This window comes from Pseudomonas sp. St386 (assembly GCF_018325865.1).
GTDB lineage: Bacteria > Pseudomonadota > Gammaproteobacteria > Pseudomonadales > Pseudomonadaceae > Aquipseudomonas > Aquipseudomonas brassicacearum.
Map to the genome: position 1 here is coordinate 102,826 of NZ_AP021900.1, position 17,083 is coordinate 119,908.

The 17,083-nt window shown below is 58.2% G+C and carries 14 protein-coding genes; 3 read left to right on the plus strand and 11 right to left on the minus strand.

The window, feature by feature from the left end; genetic code table 11:
• Nucleotides 1-132: 132 nt before the first annotated feature.
• Nucleotides 133-3,651 (plus strand): NACHT domain-containing protein, encoded by a 3,519-nt coding sequence (locus tag KI235_RS00475; RefSeq protein ID WP_212795431.1) that lies wholly within the window; start codon nucleotides 133-135, stop codon nucleotides 3,649-3,651.
• A 363-nt stretch (nucleotides 3,652-4,014) separates the two neighbouring features.
• Here the strand turns inward: KI235_RS00475 and KI235_RS00480 are convergent, their stop codons facing one another.
• The 6 genes from KI235_RS00480 to KI235_RS00505 all read right to left on the minus strand — a co-directional run bounded on the left by KI235_RS00480 (nucleotide 4,015) and on the right by KI235_RS00505 (nucleotide 9,485).
• Nucleotides 4,015-4,377 carry a DUF6124 family protein gene (locus KI235_RS00480; protein ID WP_212795432.1) on the minus strand — a complete coding sequence of 121 codons (363 nt, stop codon included), beginning with the start codon at nucleotides 4,375-4,377 and terminating at the stop codon, nucleotides 4,015-4,017.
• Between the two features lie 1,202 nt (nucleotides 4,378-5,579).
• Nucleotides 5,580-6,215: an SCO family protein gene (locus KI235_RS00485; protein ID WP_003196316.1), complete on the minus strand. Its 636-nt coding sequence runs from the start codon at nucleotides 6,213-6,215 to the stop codon at nucleotides 5,580-5,582.
• Nucleotides 6,212-7,111: a heme o synthase gene (cyoE, locus tag KI235_RS00490; RefSeq protein WP_027912895.1), complete on the minus strand. Its 900-nt coding sequence runs from the start codon at nucleotides 7,109-7,111 to the stop codon at nucleotides 6,212-6,214. The genes KI235_RS00485 and cyoE overlap by 4 nt, the downstream gene beginning before the upstream one ends.
• Nucleotides 7,099-8,178: a COX15/CtaA family protein gene (locus KI235_RS00495; RefSeq protein WP_212795433.1), complete on the minus strand. Its 1,080-nt coding sequence runs from the start codon at nucleotides 8,176-8,178 to the stop codon at nucleotides 7,099-7,101. Before KI235_RS00495 ends, cyoE begins: the two co-directional genes overlap by 13 nt.
• Nucleotides 8,179-8,188: 10 nt before the next feature.
• Nucleotides 8,189-8,782 carry a hypothetical protein gene (locus tag KI235_RS00500; protein ID WP_003196322.1) on the minus strand — a complete coding sequence of 198 codons (594 nt, stop codon included), beginning with the start codon at nucleotides 8,780-8,782 and terminating at the stop codon, nucleotides 8,189-8,191.
• A complete protein-coding gene (locus tag KI235_RS00505; RefSeq protein ID WP_043043017.1) occupies nucleotides 8,748-9,485 on the minus strand; it encodes an SURF1 family protein in 738 nt (245 codons plus the stop codon). The genes KI235_RS00500 and KI235_RS00505 overlap by 35 nt, the downstream gene beginning before the upstream one ends.
• A gap of 70 nt (nucleotides 9,486-9,555) precedes the next feature.
• On the opposite strand from KI235_RS00505, the gene KI235_RS00510 reads away from it, so the two are divergent.
• A complete protein-coding gene (locus KI235_RS00510) occupies nucleotides 9,556-9,759 on the plus strand; it encodes a twin transmembrane helix small protein (protein WP_003196325.1) in 204 nt (67 codons plus the stop codon).
• A gap of 7 nt (nucleotides 9,760-9,766) precedes the next feature.
• Here KI235_RS00510 and KI235_RS00515 read toward each other — a convergent pair whose 3' ends face one another.
• The 4 genes from KI235_RS00515 to coxB form a co-directional block, all read right to left on the minus strand.
• Nucleotides 9,767-10,654 carry a cytochrome c oxidase subunit 3 gene (locus KI235_RS00515; RefSeq protein ID WP_039013363.1) on the minus strand — a complete coding sequence of 296 codons (888 nt, stop codon included), beginning with the start codon at nucleotides 10,652-10,654 and terminating at the stop codon, nucleotides 9,767-9,769.
• 24 nt (nucleotides 10,655-10,678) lie between these two features.
• A complete protein-coding gene (locus KI235_RS00520) occupies nucleotides 10,679-11,230 on the minus strand; it encodes a cytochrome c oxidase assembly protein (RefSeq protein ID WP_013691983.1) in 552 nt (183 codons plus the stop codon).
• A 121-nt stretch (nucleotides 11,231-11,351) separates the two neighbouring features.
• Nucleotides 11,352-12,944, minus strand: coding sequence for a cytochrome c oxidase subunit I (gene ctaD / locus KI235_RS00525; RefSeq protein WP_003196332.1), 1,593 nt, complete (start codon nucleotides 12,942-12,944; stop codon nucleotides 11,352-11,354).
• A gap of 82 nt (nucleotides 12,945-13,026) precedes the next feature.
• Complete coding sequence (gene coxB / locus KI235_RS00530) at nucleotides 13,027-14,154, minus strand: cytochrome c oxidase subunit II (protein ID WP_003196334.1); 1,128 nt, start codon at nucleotides 14,152-14,154, stop codon at nucleotides 13,027-13,029.
• 373 nt (nucleotides 14,155-14,527) lie between these two features.
• On the opposite strand from coxB, the gene KI235_RS00535 reads away from it, so the two are divergent.
• Nucleotides 14,528-15,178, plus strand: a complete 651-nt coding sequence (locus KI235_RS00535) for a hypothetical protein (protein WP_003196336.1) — start codon at nucleotides 14,528-14,530, stop codon at nucleotides 15,176-15,178.
• A gap of 314 nt (nucleotides 15,179-15,492) precedes the next feature.
• Here the strand turns inward: KI235_RS00535 and KI235_RS00540 are convergent, their stop codons facing one another.
• Complete coding sequence (locus KI235_RS00540) at nucleotides 15,493-17,019, minus strand: SulP family inorganic anion transporter (protein ID WP_003196339.1); 1,527 nt, start codon at nucleotides 17,017-17,019, stop codon at nucleotides 15,493-15,495.
• Nucleotides 17,020-17,083 lie beyond the last annotated feature (64 nt).

Below are 17,083 nucleotides of genomic sequence, written 5' to 3' on the forward strand. Positions count from 1 at the left end.
CCGAGAACGTTTTCAAGAATGATCAAAGAAGATAATGTTTCGATTACGCTGCTCGTCAAGGCATATTGATGCGCACCTCTGGCAAAGCCGCTACAATGAATATTTCTTAACCTGAAGTTCCAGGGAGGCACATTGGCCGAGTCCGGAGGACCGACAACGCAGTCGGGAATTTATTACCAAAATAGTATCACCGCGCTCTACTTAGGGGCGTTGCTTGATACTCGACCGCCGGTCAATGGCCATTCAAGAGTTATTTCCGTACGAGTGGAAGCTCCCGAAAGTATTGACGACATCGTTGTAAACTACGCAAACGGATCAGTGCTTTACATTCAGGTGAAGGAGCAACTCGCTCTTCAAGGCGAAGCTTGGGTGAAATTTTGGAGCTCTGCTAAAAAACAGTCTGAGAAATGTCGTACTACTTTAGACCAGTTTCGGTTAGTACTTGGAACTTTTGGCGCGGCGCTGGAGAATCTTCGGGAGACGTTAGAGCGAGCGCAAGGAAAAGAAAACATTGGAGAATGGCGTAATGCTCTTAATCAAGAGCATAGTAAGATTGCAGATTTGATATTGAATGCGCTTTCTCTGCCTGATGATGATGCATTCTTCGTAATAAAGCGAACCCGCGCAGAATTTATGACGCTGAGCTCAGCTGAGACGTCAGGAGTAAGGGACTGGATGCCGCATGCCTCTGAAAAACCATCTGAACTGTACAGTCGATTGCGGGATTGCTGTGGTGGTGCAGCCAGAGTTCGTCATACTTTCCGGGCGAGCGAGTTGTCAGAAATATTGTTCAGGAAGTTCCATATCCGCGTCTTTGGCACTCATTCCGATGGGCTCGAGCGATATGGCGAAGCCATAGCCACACAGGTTGATCATATCGGTGTGCCTGGTACATCTATTTCGATGCACCAGGACGACTTGCTTGTTTGGCCTAATATTGTGTCCCTTGAAAAAACTGAACAGGCAAATTTCGATGATGAGGACCCATGGCGGGCTCACAGGGATAATGGCGATAAAGTAGATTTGCGTGATTTTCCGACACCCGAAATGAGATTGGTAATTCTCGAAAGCGGGGCAGGGCATGGTAAGTCAACACTTCTCCGCGCGACAGTTCGCCGTTTGGCAAAACATACTACATTTGTCCCTGCTTTCATCCATGCGGAGAAATTGCCTGACCACCCCACGATACAGGATTATCTAAACACCGACTATAATGCTCAGTATCAAGTCACTATGGATTGGACAGCCCTTTGCGAACAAGGGCGCGCCGTGATGTTCATAGATGGTGTTGATGAGCTCAATGACAGTTCAAGAGCTGCACTGGTCAACATGATCGGGCGTGCGGTGGCACGTTTTCCAGACATGCCAGTCTTAGTCGGAGCTCGCGACGCTTCAGTGACTTCTTTTCCTCCCCAATTCAAGTTGTTTCGCTTGCAGCGGCTTGATGATGATCAAATGATTCAGATGCTGCGAGCCTACTTTCGCGCACGAGGAGAATTCGACATACAAAGGAGCGTGAAACATGTGCAAGCCTATGAAGAGTTAGACCTGCTTTGCCGAACTCCACTGTTCCTTGCTATTTATGCGGCCACGCTGCCTAAAAATGGAGTTATTCCCACCAGTAGATCAGAAGTATTGGAACTTTACATTTTGCATGCACTATCCCCGGAAAGGCATAAAGGAGTTGGTAAGTCGACAATTGGAAAGTCACAATTGCGACGTGGAGCTGAAGCGATTGCGTTGCTATCTTTAGAGCGAAACGAGGCTGCCGTTCCTGAGTCAATAGCACGATTGTGCCTCAGCAAAGCGCTTGGCGACCCCGTCGGCGATGATTGTATTGATGCACTCGTCCAAAATGGACTGCTTGAGCGTCGAGGCGCGCGACTTGCCTTTAGCATTCCTACGATTCAAGAATACCTAGCGGGTTGTGTACTAGCATATGCTGGCAGACTCGATGCGGATGATTGGCTTGAAAATGTTTATCGACGCCCATGGGCTCAAGCGATTCAATTTGCCGTAGAAAAAATCGACAACGCGGATGCTTTACTGCGTCGGCAAATCGAACGAGATGATGATATTTTTTATACGTCATTGAGGCTGGCTGCGCGCTGTATTGTCAATGGTGCTTCGGTTAGCTCAGATCTCCGGGAAATGGTTGCTTCGAAGTTAGCACATGCCTTAACCAAAGGCGGACATCAAATCAGAATGCAAATCGGCAATTTAATCGCCGACGGTTTTTGTAAGCCCCTACACCCTGACATTCGAAGCGCGCTTGTCAAAAGTGGCAGTGACATCTACGAGCGAGCGAACATTCTTGTTCGAGTTTCCGAGAGTGAGCTTATGCTTGAGTGCTTAGAAGCCGTGCTAAAGGGTGAAGATATTAGGGAGTTGTGGGACTTAAATTGGTGTCGCGCAATAAAACTCGCAAAAAATGAATCTCTTGAGCTTTTGTTAAATAGAGCTCGAAAGGAAGTTACTAGTACTTTGCCTTCCGCTGTTATTGCTGAAGTGCTTTTCCAGTTGCGCGAAGAACCATCAATTAACTGGAAAGCGATAGTCGCGGATGAAACCCTCCCGCTTGTCGTGAGGTCTGTAGCAACGTTTTTCGTAATGGAATATTCCGATGGCTCACAGTCTAAATTAATAGAAGCCGCGTTCGGAGAGGCTGAGTACCGCAGTCTCTGGCAAAGTTTTAGTGAGGCCTACATGTCGACAAGCTGGTGGAAAGCTCATTTTTGCGGACTGTGTCGACTCGAAAAGACTGGCGGTCATGCTCATGCACTTTCTTACTTGAAAAGTAGTCGAGAGAAAGAAGTGACTTCGGAAGTAATTGGTTTACTATCTGAAGTTGCGAAAGACCCTTTGACCCATCCAGAGTACCGATATGATATTCAAGCCATACTTGGCTCACTTGGTCTGTTGGAATTTGCAGAGGCTGCTACTGACACGCTCGCCTCAGCAGATATAAATCAGATTCACTCTTGGATTCGTAAAGTCCCATATTTTTCTGATGCTGTTGTAAGGCGTGGCGTGGAGATTATTTTTTCCCGTGCATTGCAGTGCTCTGATATGGTTGGGATTGTTGAGGATTTGTATAGTTCGACGATGTATATTGCCGATAGCAAAATTAAAAATATTTATCTGGGGGGGCCGTTTACGAGCCGCAAATCACCTCGAGAGGTTGGCGGCTTAATTCTGTCGAAAACGGAAGAGCTTATAAAGGAAGTAGATACAGGTAGCGTGGAAGAAATAAAATTACTTTTAATTTGTGCAAAGTCAGGTTTGGATTGGTCAATAAATCAGCTAGCTTTATACATTGATACCTATCTGAGTCTTCATAACCAAATCAAAGTTGAAGATTGGAATGATTGGTTCGCTCAATGCATTATGACAGATGCGATAGATCTTGAGATAAATACACTTTGGTTGATATTAAGCAAAGGTACAAACTTGCCGATGCACGGCATTGTGGAAAGCATTATTGCCAAAGAAGGGTCTAATGTCTACAGCGCCCTGGCCGATTTTGTTAACAAAAATCCAAGGTCGTCGGCATGGCAGGCGGTATATTTCTATTTCGAAAGAAATGCCTCAAGAGAGGGGCTCAATATTCGCTTTCAGAATGGCATGCTTGAAATCACAAAAGTATCGTAATTAAGAAAGTAGCGTTGTATGTTGGTTGCCGTGACCGCTGCCATCAATTTTAAGTGGCGAGATGGATGCGGTACAAACGAGGGCCTAAGGCTGAACTAGCGCTCACTGTGCTGATGCGTCGTCCTCGCGGAACATCCGAACTAGGGCAAGTATGTACCGTTAGCGAACTACCGGCTCCGTCTGGAAGAAGCTCTTGCAGAGCGGCTGCTTTTGGCTGTTTGCAGCCTGTCGCTAGGAAGGACCGTGGTGGGATATGCGGGAAAAGAAATTTGAGAATATTTACATCTCATCCGTTCGCTATCCACGGATAGAAGAACCAAAACCCGACGCAAAACGTCGGGTTTTTTCATTGGAGAAAAAATACTACTGCCGCGGTTCCACGTTATCCAACACCCGATTCGCCAGCAACGAACTGAGCTCAATCAACTGCTGGATACCCTGCGCCACATGACGCCTCGATCCATCCAGATCAAACGCCAGGTCACTCACCATGGCATCAGCCGAGGCCAGGGTTTCGCTGAGGTTGGCGAGCAGGCATTCGTTATCGAGGCCTTTCACGACGGTGTATAGCTGGCCCGGTTTGGGGGCGTCTTGGGATTTATCTGGTTTCGGTAGCAAGTAGTGATCGAGCACCCGTTTGGTGGTTTCGTCTTGCTGCTTGGCTTTGGATTTTGCGGATGTAGAGGTGGAATCTGCCACTGGCGGATTCGGAGTTATTTTGTACATATGCTTCGGTTCCAGATGTGATGCCGACACCCCGAAGCTACTAAACAATGGGGTGGCAGCTGTACGCAGGTTAGTAGACCGGGGAACCGAAGAAGCCGGCGCGCCTGAGCGCCCTGCGTACAGCCACCATCAAGAACAGGGTAGGGCCCTGTTTGAGAAGCGCTTGTACAACTTCGATTACCTCGGGCTACTAAACCCGACCACTGATGGGCAGTGGCAGGAAAGACAATAGAACCCAGGGACAAGGCGCACAAGCGGGCGGATTCTGGCGTAGTTGTAGGCAAAGGCGCAAGGATGCGTAGCTTGATGAAGGTGTGTAGGCAGGTTCTGTAGGAGTGGGGTTTGCCGGCGATTTGGGTGACTTGTTTTGGTCTGGAACCGTGTCGATTTCATCGCGAGCAAGCTTTGCTCCCACAGGGGATCGGGGCTGTTGCAGAGACTGTGTTCGGCCACCACCCGGTGTGGGAGCGGGCTTGCTTGCGAAGAGGGTGGCATGTTCAACATTGATGCAAGCTGACCCGCCGCTTTCGCGAGCAAGCTTTGCTCCCACAGGGGATCGGGCTGTTGCAGAGGCTGTGTTCGGCCACCACCCGGTGTGGGAGCGGGCTTGCTCGCGAAGAGGGTGGCACATTCAATATTGATGCAAGCTGACCCGCCGCTTTCGCGAGCAAGCCCGCTCCCACAGTGGGTGGCGTTGGGCTGGATATTCGGCTCGACACTAACCCCTGTGGTGAGGGAGCTTGCTCCCGCTGGCCTGCGCAGCAGGCCCCTGGATTTCTTCAGGCAAACCGCATCGTCTGGTTTTGCGGCTGCTGCGCAGCCGAGCGGGAGTAAGCTCCCTCGACACGGGGGGGCTGGGCGGGTGTCATCGCGAGCAGGCTCGCTCCCACAGGGGAGTTGGGTTGGATGCAGTATTTGTGAGCACCCCAGGTTGGAGGTGGGGGTGGGCTTGCTCGCGGGGGTACATTCAGTCCTGATGCAAGCTGACCCGACGCTTTCGCGAGCAAGCCCGCTCCCACAGAGGGAGTGGGGGCAGGAGGTCTCTCGCCCTGAACGCAGGCACCGCGTTGTGCCATGTTGATCGCATTGGGCTTTTGGGGGGCTGCTGCGCAGCCCAGCGGGGATAAATCCCCTCGCCACAATGAGTTTCCCTACAACAATGAATCGGCACGGCTTAACTGAGCGGCATGCCCGCGGAAGTGCTATTTACGCTTGAGCATCTCCGGCAACTGCGCCACCAGTTTCTGGTTATTCAACGGCGCACGAATAAACCCACGCTGGGTACCGTCCGGGCCAATCACGGCGAGGTTGCCGCTGTGATCGACCGTGTAGTTGGGCTTGCTAGTGTCCGCCGGGATGAACGGAATGCTCACCGCATTGGCGAGTTTCTGCAGGTCTTCCACTGAGGCGGCGGTCAGCCCTATGAACTGCGGATCGAAGTAGCCCAGGTACTGCTTGAGTTGCTTGGGCGTGTCGCGGTTCGGGTCGACGCTGACCAGCACGATTTGCAACTTGGCCACAGCCTCGGGCGGCAGTTCGCTTTTGATCTGGCGCAGCTGGGCGAGGGTGGTCGGGCAGATGTCCGGGCAGAAGGTGTAGCCGAAGAACAGCAGGCTCCATTTGTCTTTCAACCCGTCCATCGCCACGGGCTGGCCGTCCTGGTCGGTCATTTTCACGTCCGGCAGGTTGCGGCTCTGGGGCAGCAGGATGATGCCGGCATCGATCAGCGCCGTCGGGTCGCCCTGGCCTTTGCCGGACAGCACCTTGTTGATGGTCAGGCCGAGGATCAGCGCGATCACGGCCACGAGAATGAAGACGGTTTTCTGGGTTCGAGTCATAGGCTCAACAGTAAGTAATGATCTACAAGCAGCGCGATAAACAGCAGGAACAAGTACCAGATAGAGTACTTGAAGGTGTTGATCGCCGCGTGCGGCCGACTGCCACGGTACAACACCACGGCCCATTGCAGAAACCTGGCACCCAGCACCAGCGCGCAAACCAGGTACAGCATCCCGCTCATGTGGATCACGAACGGCATCAGGCTCACCGCCAGCAGCACCAGGGTGTACAGCAGGATATGGATCTTGGTGTAGTGCTCGCCGTGGGTCACCGGCAGCATCGGGATGTCGGCCTTGGCGTATTCCTCCTTGCGGTGAATCGCCAGGGCCCAGAAGTGTGGCGGGGTCCAGGCGAAGATGATCAGCACCAGCAGCAGCGGTTCGGCGCTGACATGACCGGTGGCCGCGACCCAGCCCAGCAGCGGTGGTGCCGCGCCAGCCAGGCCGCCGATGACGATGTTCTGCGGCGTCGCCCGTTTCAGGAAACCGGTATAGACCACCGCATAACCGAGCAACGAGGCCAGAGTCAGCCAGGCTGTCAGCGGGTTGGTGAAGGCCAGCAGCAAGGCCTGGCCGATCACGGCCAGTGCCAGGGCAAAGGTCAGGGCGGCGGCGGGGGAGACTCGTCCCTCGGCCAATGGCCGTTTGTGGGTGCGGGCCATCACCGCGTCGATGCGTCGGTCCACCACATGGTTGACCGCCGCCGCGCCGCCGGCACACAGGGCGATGCCCAGGTTGCCGAACACCAGGACCGTCCACGGCACGCCGGCACGGGTGGCGAGGAACATGCCGACCAGCGAGGTGATCAGCATCAGCACCACCACTTTGGGCTTGGTCAGCTCCAGGTAATCGCGCCAGATCGCTTGGCTGTGGCGTTCACCGGTCAAGGTTGCCATGGCATCTCTCCTTTTATTGTTATGGGGCTGGCGCCGTGTTTAGGCGGGTTGAACCGCCAGCGCAGCGGGACTTGATGCTTGACCCGGACCAGGCTGGTACGGGCGTGATAGTTGACCAGCACCAGGGTCAGCAGCAGTGCGGCGCCCCCGGCGTTGTGGGCGACGGCCACCGGCAACGGCAGATGGAACAGCACGTTGCTGATGCCCAGGGTGATCTGCGCCGCCAGTGCGGCCAGCACCAGCCCGGCCAGCCGGGTCATGCCGACAGTCTTCAATTGCCAGGCCAGGCCCAGTAACACCACCGTCACCAGCAGCGCACCAATGCGGTGGGTCAGGTGGATGGCCGTGCGGGCGTCGCTGTCCAGTTGCCCGCCCAGGTAGTTCGGGCCGATGTGCTGGGTCAGGTGAAAGCCGTTGGCAAAATCGGCCGGTGGCAGCCATTGGCCGTGGCAGGTGGGGAAATCGATGCAGGCCATGGCGGCGTAATTGGAGCTGACCCAACCGCCGAGGGCGATCTGGCCGATCACCAGCAGCAGCCCGGCCGTGGCCCAATGTTGCAGGCGCTTGGGCACAGTCAGCGCCGGCAATACGCCGGACAAGCGCAAGGTGAGCAGGAACAGCAGGCTCAACGTCGCGAAGCCGCCGAGCAAATGCCCGGTCACCACCTGCGGCCACAGCTTCAGGGTCACGGTCCACATGCCGAACGCCGCCTGGGCGAACACCACGGCCAGCAGGAACAGCGGCAGTTTCAATGGCAGGCCGGGGTGACGGCGGTTCATCCAGGCCCGGGCGGCCAACAGGGTAATCAACAGCCCCAGGGTTCCGGCAAAGTAGCGATGGACCATCTCGTTCCAGCCTTTATGGGCCTCCACCGGGGTGTCGGGGAAATGCAGCTCGGCATGGGCCAGTTGGGCTTCGCTCTTGGGCACGCTGATGAAACCGTAGCAACCGGGCCAGTCCGGGCAGCCGAGGCCGGCGTGGGTGAGCCGGGTGTAGGCGCCCAGCAGGACGACGATCAGTGCCAGCAGCGTGGCAAACAGCGCGAGGCGAAATCCAGGTTTGGCCATGTCGATGCCCTCATCCGATGTTCGACAGTTTCAGCAGGTGGCGCAGGTCGTTGAGCAGGTCCTTGCCCTTGACCCGGGCGTCGTAGCGCAGCACCAGGTTGCTGTGGGGATCGATGATCCACAGTTGCGCACCGCCGGAGCCTTGGGCGCCTTTCTGGTAGGCCGGTAGGTCCAGTGGGTAGCGTTGCAACTGCGGGTATTCACGCTGCAGTTGCCCGTCATATTCAGCGTCCAGCGGTTGCGCGATAGCCAAGGCGTGGCTGGCGCGGGAGGCGTCGCGGCCGAGGCCGATCTGTACCTGCCGGGCGAGGTACACCAGTTGCCGGCAATCCACCGAGCATTCCTGCGGTGCGGTGACCAGGATCTGCCAGCGCTGTTCATCGGCCTGTACGCCAATCTCGGCGCGGGTCTGGCCGTTGCCGATCAGTTCACCGTGGTAGCTGCGGCTGTCGGGCACCCAGAACTGGAATTTGTACATGCCGGTGGCCAGGATCATTGGGCCGATCACCCCGAGCACGATCAGCAGCAATTGCAGGCGTCCCTTGCGACGGTTGGGCACCACGGGCGCCTCAGACGTGTTGGTTGGATTCATGGTGTTTCCCATGGTGTCTCCCTGCGTTGTGCCATCCGAGATAAAGGAACAGGCCGAACAGTGCCGTCGCCATGGCGAACCACTGCACGGCATAGCCGAGGTGTTTTTCCGGGCCCATGGCGACCACCGGCCAATCGGTCCGGTAGGCGCCGGGGCCGCTTTGTTGGCGTAATTCATAGGTGAAGCCGCTGCGACCCAGTTCGGCCCAGAGCTTGTCCGGTTCGATGGTGGTGACCAGTCGCGGCCACGGGGCGCCCGCTGGGTCGGCGTGAAGCTGGAAGGTCGCGCCCGGTGCCACGTAGACCCAGGCCTGGAGGCTCACCGGTTGTTCCGGCGTGTTGAAGACCGGCGGGGTGCGTCGGTCGGGCCAGGGCAACCAGCCGCGATTGACCAGCAGCCACAGCCCGGTGCGGTGGTCGAGGAACGGTTGCAGCAACTCGATGCCGACCTTGCCGTCGTGCTGGCGGTTATCCAGCAGGATGCTGTGCTCGGTGTCGAACTGGCCCTGCAGAGTTACGAGTCGAAAGGCCGGATCGCTGGTGTGCGCAAGCTCGGTGCTGTCCATCGGCGGCGCCACGCGGCGCTCGGCGTAATTTTCCATGAGCACACGCTTCTGTTCGCCGCGGCTCAATTGCCAGAACCCCAGGCACACCATCACCGGCACCAGCACGGCCACCACCAGCGACGGCACGATACCCGGCCGGAAGTGTTTCATGGCGCCGTCCGAAAGCCGTCGAACGGGATAGCTATACTCACGTGCATCGCGTCCCCCCGGAGTGTCCCTAATGCTAAAAGCAGCCATCGTCCTGATGCTGATTGCCACGGTTGTCAGCCTGTTCAGCGGCCTGTTTTTTCTGGTCAAGGACGACAGCAACTCCAATCGCCTGGTCATCGCCCTGGCGATTCGGGTCAGTCTGGCCGCCGTCACCGTCGGCTTGATCGCCTGGGGTTTTTTCAGCGGCCAGTTGGTATCCCACGCGCCCTGGTAGTCGTGCCTCAGAGCACGTAGACGAAGACGAACAAACCGATCCACACCACATCGACGAAGTGCCAGTACCAGCTCGCCGCCTCGAAGCCGAACTGGTGCTCGTTATCGAAGTGCCCGCGCATGATGCGCATCAGCATGACGAACAGGATGATCGTGCCGATGGTGACGTGGGCGCCGTGGAAACCGGTGAGCATGAAGAACGTCGCACCGTAGACGCCGGAGCCCAGGGTCAGGCCCAGTTCCTTGTAGGCGTGCATGTATTCTTCGGCCTGGAAGCCCAGGAAGGCGCAACCCAGCAGCACGGTGATCGCCAGCCAGATTTTCAGCGCACCGCGATGGCCTTTTTTCAAGGCGTGGTGGGCAATGGTGACGGTGACGCTGGAGCTGACCAGCAGGACGGTATTGAGCAGCGGCAAGCCCCAGGGGCTGATGACTTCCTTGGGCGCCGGAAAGAGTTTCGGGTCGGGGTTGTTCAGCAACGGCCAGGCGAACTCGAAGCTCGGCCAGAGCATGTGTGACAGCCCCTTGGTGCCCTCACCCGCCAGGCCTGGCGCCGAGATGTTGCGCACATAGAACAGCGCACCGAAGAACGCGATGAAGAACATCACTTCGGAAAAGATGAACCAGCTCATGCCCCAGCGGAACGAGCGATCGAGTTGTGCGCTGTACAGCCCGGCGCGGCTTTCCTTGACCACCGCGCCGAACCAGCCGAACAGCATGTAGGCCACCAGCAGGCCGCCAATGAAAAAGATCAGCGGGCCATGGGATTCCGGCCGCGCCGCCTTCAGGTCGTTGAACCAGGTCGCCAGGCCATACACCGTGACGAACATCCCGACCGTGGCGATGATCGGCCATTTGCTCTGGGCCGGAACGTAATAGTGTTCGTGAGTTGCCATTTATTGTTCTCCTTATCGGGCACGCTATCGGTCAGTGTTTAGAGCCACCGGTGGATGACGAGCGGTGATATCGAACAGCGTGTAGGACAGCGTCAGGTGCTTCACTTCCTTGGGCATGTCCCGGTCGACGATGAAGCGCATGGGCATTTCGATGCGTTCGCCGGGTTGCAGCACTTGCTGGGTAAAACAAAAACATTCGGTCTTGTGGAAATACGCCGCCGCAGTGCTGGGCGAGATACTCGGAACCGCCTGGGCGCTCATCGGCCGGTTGGTGGGGTTGTGGGCGACGAACACCATCTCGTTCACCGCCCCCGGCTTGACCACCAGTTGGTCGCCCTTGGGGTAGAAATCCCAGACCATGTCCACCGCGTTGGTCGACAGGAACTGCACCCGCACCTGCCGCGATTCATCGACGGTCTGCTCGCCTTCGTACTGCCCGCCGGTCTTGCCGTTGATGCCGAACGCCTTGCACATCACGTCGTAGATCGGCACCAGGGCAAACCCGAAGATGAACATGGCCACCACCACCAGCAGCAGGCGGGTGACCAGTTTCTTCATCGAAATCGAATCAGCCATGGTTTCCAGTCCTCACCGGGAACCCTGTGGGAGCGAGCTTGCTCGCGATAGCGACGACTCGGTGTGTCAGATACACCGCTATCGCGAGCAAGCTCGCTCCCACACAGGTCCCATGTGTCATCTATTTCACTTCCGGCGGCGTAGTGAAGGTGTGATACGGCGCCGGCGACGGCACGCTCCACTCCAACCCTTCGGCACCATCCCAAGGCTTGGCCGGTGCGGGCGGGCCGCCTCGGATGGTCTTGATCACGATGAACAGGAAGAAGATCTGCGTGGTGCCGAACATGAACGCGCCGATGGACGAGACCATGTTGAAGTCGGCGAACTGCAGGTTGTAGTCGGGAATCCGCCGGGGCATGCCCGCCAGGCCGACGAAGTGCATCGGGAAGAACGCCATGTTCATCCCGACGAACGACAGCCAGAAGTGCAGCTTGCCGAGGGTTTCGTCGTACATGTGGCCGGTCCATTTCGGCAGCCAGTAGTAGGCCGAGGCGAAGATCCCGAAGATCGCGCCGGGCACCAGCACATAGTGGAAGTGCGCGACCACGAAGTAGGTGTCCTGGTACTGGAAGTCCGCCGGGGCGATGGCCAGCATCAGCCCGGAGAAACCACCGATGGAAAACAGGATCACGAACGCCACGGCAAACAGCATCGGCGTTTCGAAGGTCAGCGAGCCTTGCCACATGGTGCTGGCCCAGTTGAACACCTTCACCCCGGTGGGCACGGCGATCAGCAGGGTGGCGTACATGAAGAACAGCTCGCCCACCAGCGGAATGCCGACCACGAACATGTGGTGCGCCCAGACGATGAACGACAGGAACGCAATGGCGGCCGTGGCATAGACCATCGAGGTGTAGCCGAACAACGGCTTGCGCGAGAAGGCCGGGATGATCGAGCTGACGGCACCGAAGGCCGGCAGGATCATGATGTACACCTCGGGGTGGCCGAAGAACCAGAACACGTGCTGGAACAGCACCGGGTCACCGCCACCGGCGGCACTGAAGAAGCTGGTGCCGAAGTGGATGTCCATCAGCATCATCGTCACGCAGCCGGCCAGCACTGGCATCACTGCGATCAGCAGGAACGCGGTGATCAGCCAGGTCCAGACGAACAGCGGCATCTTCATCAGGGTCATGCCAGGGGCGCGCAGGTTGAGGATGGTGGCGATCACGTTGATCGCGCCCATGATCGAGCTGATGCCCATCAGGTGGATGGCGAAGATGAAGAACGTCACGCTTTCCGGCGCATAAGTGGTGGACAGCGGCGCGTAGAAGGTCCAACCGAAGTTAGGCCCGCCACCGGCTGTGAACAACGTCGACACCAGCAGCAGGAACGCGGCCGGCAACAGCCAGAAGCTGAAGTTGTTCATGCGCGGCAGGGCCATGTCCGGCGCGCCGATCATCAGCGGGATCATCCAGTTGGCCAGGCCGACGAAGGCCGGCATCACCGCGCCGAAGACCATCACCAGGCCATGCATGGTGGTCATCTGGTTGAAGAACGCCGGCTCCACGATCTGCAGGCCGGGCTGGAACAGCTCGGCGCGGATCACCATGGCGAACGAGCCGCCCAACAGGAACATGGAGAACGCGAACCACAGGTACAGCGTGCCGATATCCTTGTGGTTGGTGGTCAGTACCCAGCGCATCAGGCCCTTGGCGGGGCCATGGGCGTGGTCGGCGCCGGCATGACCGTGGTCATCGATCACAGCACTCATGTCCTGTCTCCTTCGAACGAGTGGGCTGGGCGGCCCGGGGCGGTGAGCCCCGACCGGTTGCGGGAACGAACGTCAGGCCGGCTCATTTGCTTTCCGCCTGTTTGAGTTCCAGCACTTCTTTAGGCGTAACCATGTCGCCCTTGTTGTTGCCCCAGGCGTTGCGTTCATAGGTCACGACTGCGGCGATATCGACTTCCGACAACTGTTTGCCGAACGCGGCCATGGCTGTGCCGGGCTTGCCGTGGTAGACAATGCTCAGGTGATCAGCCTTGGGTCCGGTGGCGATTTTCGAGCCCTTGAGGGCCGGGAACATCGGCGGCAAGCCCTGGCCTTCGGCCTGGTGACAGGCCACGCAGGTGGTGTGGTAGATCTTGTCGCCACGTTCCTTGAGCTCGTCCAGGGTCCATTCCTTGCTGGTCAGCTCTTTAAGCTGCGCGGCTTCGGCCTTGCGTTCGCCCAGCCATTTCTCATAGTCGGGCTTGCTCTTGACCTCCACCACGATCGGCATGAAACCGTGGTCCTTGCCGCACAGCTCGGCGCACTGGCCACGGTACAGGCCGGGCTTGTCGACACGGGTCCACGCTTCGTTGACGAACCCTGGGATCGCATCGCGCTTGACCGCGAAGGCCGGCACCCACCAGGAGTGGATCACGTCGGCGGAGGTCACCAGAAAGCGCACCTTGGCATCGACCGGCAGCACCAGCGGCTTGTCGACCTCCAGCAGGTAGTGCTCGCCCTTGGCGCTCTGGTTATGGATCTGTTCGGCGGGGGTCGCCAGGTTGCTGAAGAACTCGACGTCCTGGCCCAGGTACTTGTAGTGCCACTTCCATTGATAGCCAGTGACCTGGATATCAATGTCCGACTCGCTGGAGTCGTACATCTTGATCAGGGTGGCGGTGGCGGGAATCGCCATCAGCACCAGGATCACGAAGGGCACGATGGTCCAGAGGATTTCGACGCGGGTGTTTTCGTGGAAATGCGCGGCATTCTGGCCGGTTGAACGGCGGTGCATGATCATCGACCAGAACATGGCGCCGAAGACGATGATGCCGATGACCACACAGATCCAGAAAATGGTCATGTGCAGGTCGAACACTGCGTTGCTGATCTGTGTCGCTCCAGGCGCCATATTCACAGTCCAGGCCGCTTGTGCCTGGCTGAAAATCGACCACAACAGGAGGCCCATCCATACGTGTGGATGTCGCGTCATTGCGGGTTCCCCTTATCGTTCTTGTTATCCCGTAGGCGTAAAGCCTGCGGCAAGGGATCGGCTATTCAGACTGCTTAATTGACTCGCCGCGCCTTGCTGCACATGCAATCGGGTGTCATCAGCTAACTCCATTCCAACCCGAGTATAGACAGCACCTGCAACCTCGCAACGCGATGGCGTAAATCGTTTGAAACAGACAGGGCTTGCGCTAGAGCCCGCGAATGGAGAAGGATGCGAACCTGAGTGATGGCAAATCGATATAACTGCGACGTAGCAAGGAAGAGACGGTTATGAAAAATAGGTCTTAGGAGTGTTTTTGCGCCAGCTAAGTTATGTCTTCCCTATTTCATTGCCTTTGTTTCCTGGAGTTGTCATGAACACCGCCGCATTGCGCGAGCAGATCCAAAAAGCCCAACAACACGAGGCCGAGACCGGCCAGTTGACCCGTCAGCTGGAGGCTCAGCTACCGCACCTGCACGCCGCCATTCAACTGCCGGACATCGACGCGAAGGGCGTGATGACCCGTTTTGTCAGCGCTTATATCGAGCAAGTGCCGGACCTGCTGGACGCCGCCAACGAGGTGGCTCGCGAAGCCGGTATCGAATCGCAGATAAAGCCGGTGCTGACTATCGCCGAACAGTTTTTCCTCCAGCCACCGAAGGTGATGGAAGGCCACGTTGGCCTGGACAGTTTGCTGGACGAGGCCTATCTGGCCCACCGGCTGGTGGAGGAGGTCAACGACCTGTACATCAAGCATTTCAGCCAACCGCTGATCCCGCTGGACATGACGGTCGCCAACCTGATCGCTCACCATTTGATCGGCGAACCGTTCGCCAACCAGCTGGACGAAGCCGTGCATCACGCCGTTGACGAAATGCTCGACGAAGACAGCTTTGCGCTGGAGTCGGTGGAGTCTTACCGGGAGAAACTCGGCAGCCCGGACACGGGCGCTGCCTGGAAGCGCTGGCCGTGCCTGTCGCGCCAGCTGGGTGTTGGGCTGGAGCTGGATCAGCCGGCGGCTTGATCCAGCAGCAAAACATGAACCCCTTGTGGGAGCGGGCTTGCTCGCGAAGGCGCAGTGTCAGGCAGCATTTAGCTAACTGATCCACCGCTTTCGCGAGCAAGCCCGCTCCCACATTGGATCTGTGCCGCTCATGAATCGTGTGTCCTACACCCAACCCCCAACCCCTGTGGGAGCGAGCTTGCTCGCGATGACATTACATCAGCCACATCACAGTTGACTGATACTCCGCTATCGCGAGCAAGCTCGCTCCCACATTGGGTCTGTGGTGTTCATGAATCCTGTGCCTTACACCCAGCCCCTTTGGGAGCGAGGTGTCAGGCGGAGGCTGCGCCAACCCCTACGGTGGTACGCAACCGCCCTTCCAACCGGCGCTTGAGCCCGCGGGATTCGATCAGCAGCTTCGAACCCTTGCTGGCATTCGCCCGGCCCCATTCTTCCAGTAGCTCCAGGCACGAGTGATCGATGTAGCTCAGGTTATTGAGCGGCACATGCACGGTCGCGCCTGTCGGTATGCTACCCAGCACCTGGGTCAGCGCCGGGACCTTGAGGAAGGTGGCTGCCCCGACCAGTCGCAGTTCCATCTCGCCTTCCTGGGGCAGGTCGATCAGGCTGATTTTCAGTCGCGAGGCTTTCCAGGCCAGTTTCGCCAGGGTCAGGCCGAAGCCGATCAGTACACCGGTCAGCAGGTCGGTGAAGATGATCGCCAGCGCCGTTGCGGCGTAGGTGAACATCGGCATCCGGCCATAGCGGCCCAGGCTGCGAAACGCCTTGAGGTCCACCAGTTTGAAACCGGTGTACACCAACACCCCCGCCAGGCTCGCCACCGGAATGCTTTGCAGCACGCTGGACAGCAACAGCACGAAGAGCAACAACCACAGGCCGTGGAAAATCGTCGACATCCGCGTGGTGGCCCCGGCCTGGACGTTGGCCGAGCTGCGCACGATCACCCCAGTCATCGGCAGGGCGCCGAGCAGGCCGCAGAGCATGTTGCCGATACCTTGCGCCGACAGTTCGCGGTCGAAGTCCGCACGATCACCGCTGTGCATGCGGTCCACGGCGGCCGCCGACAGCAGGGTTTCGGCGCTGGCGATGAAGGCCACGGCGAAGGCGGCGATCAGCAGCGTCGGGTCGGCCAGGTTCAGCAGGTCCGCCGGGCGCAGCCAATCAATGGCTTCGGCGAGGTTCTCCGGGACTTCCACGCGTTTGACCTGCAAGGCCAGCATCAGGCTGGCGATGGTCGCCAGGCCGACACCGAGCAAGGCGCCGGGAATGAAGCGCAGGCTGTGGGGACGAAACTTCTCCCACAGCCACATCACCGCAATCGTCGACAAACCAAGCAGGCCGGCCTGCCAGCCGAAGGACGGCAAGGCCTGGGCCACCGCCGCCGGGAACGCCGCCAGGTTATCCAGCCCTGACGGCTTGGGCGCCGCGTCGAGCATCACATGGACCTGGGACAACACGATCAGCACGCCGATACCCGCGAGCATCCCGTACACCACCGCAGGTGCGGTGACCCGGAACCAGCAGCCGAGACGAAAGCGCCCGGCCAACAATTGCAGCAGACCGGCCAGCAGCAGGATCGGCCCGAGCATGGCGACGCCATGCTGGCGCACCAATTCGAAGACCAACACCGCCAACCCGGCGGCCGGGCCACTGACTTGCAGCTTGGAACCTGCCAGGAAACCCACTACCAGGCCACCGATGATGCCGGTGATCAGGCCTTTGGCCGGTGGCAGGCCGGAGGCGATGGCAATGCCCATGCACAAGGGCAGCGCCACCAGGAACACCACCACCGAAGCCAATAGCTCCCGTGGCAGAACAGCTTTTAATTGAGCACGCATGGCGACTCTCCCGAAGTTTTCTTCAGGCATGGCGAGGCCCTACCGCGCAAATAGCGGTAAGGCT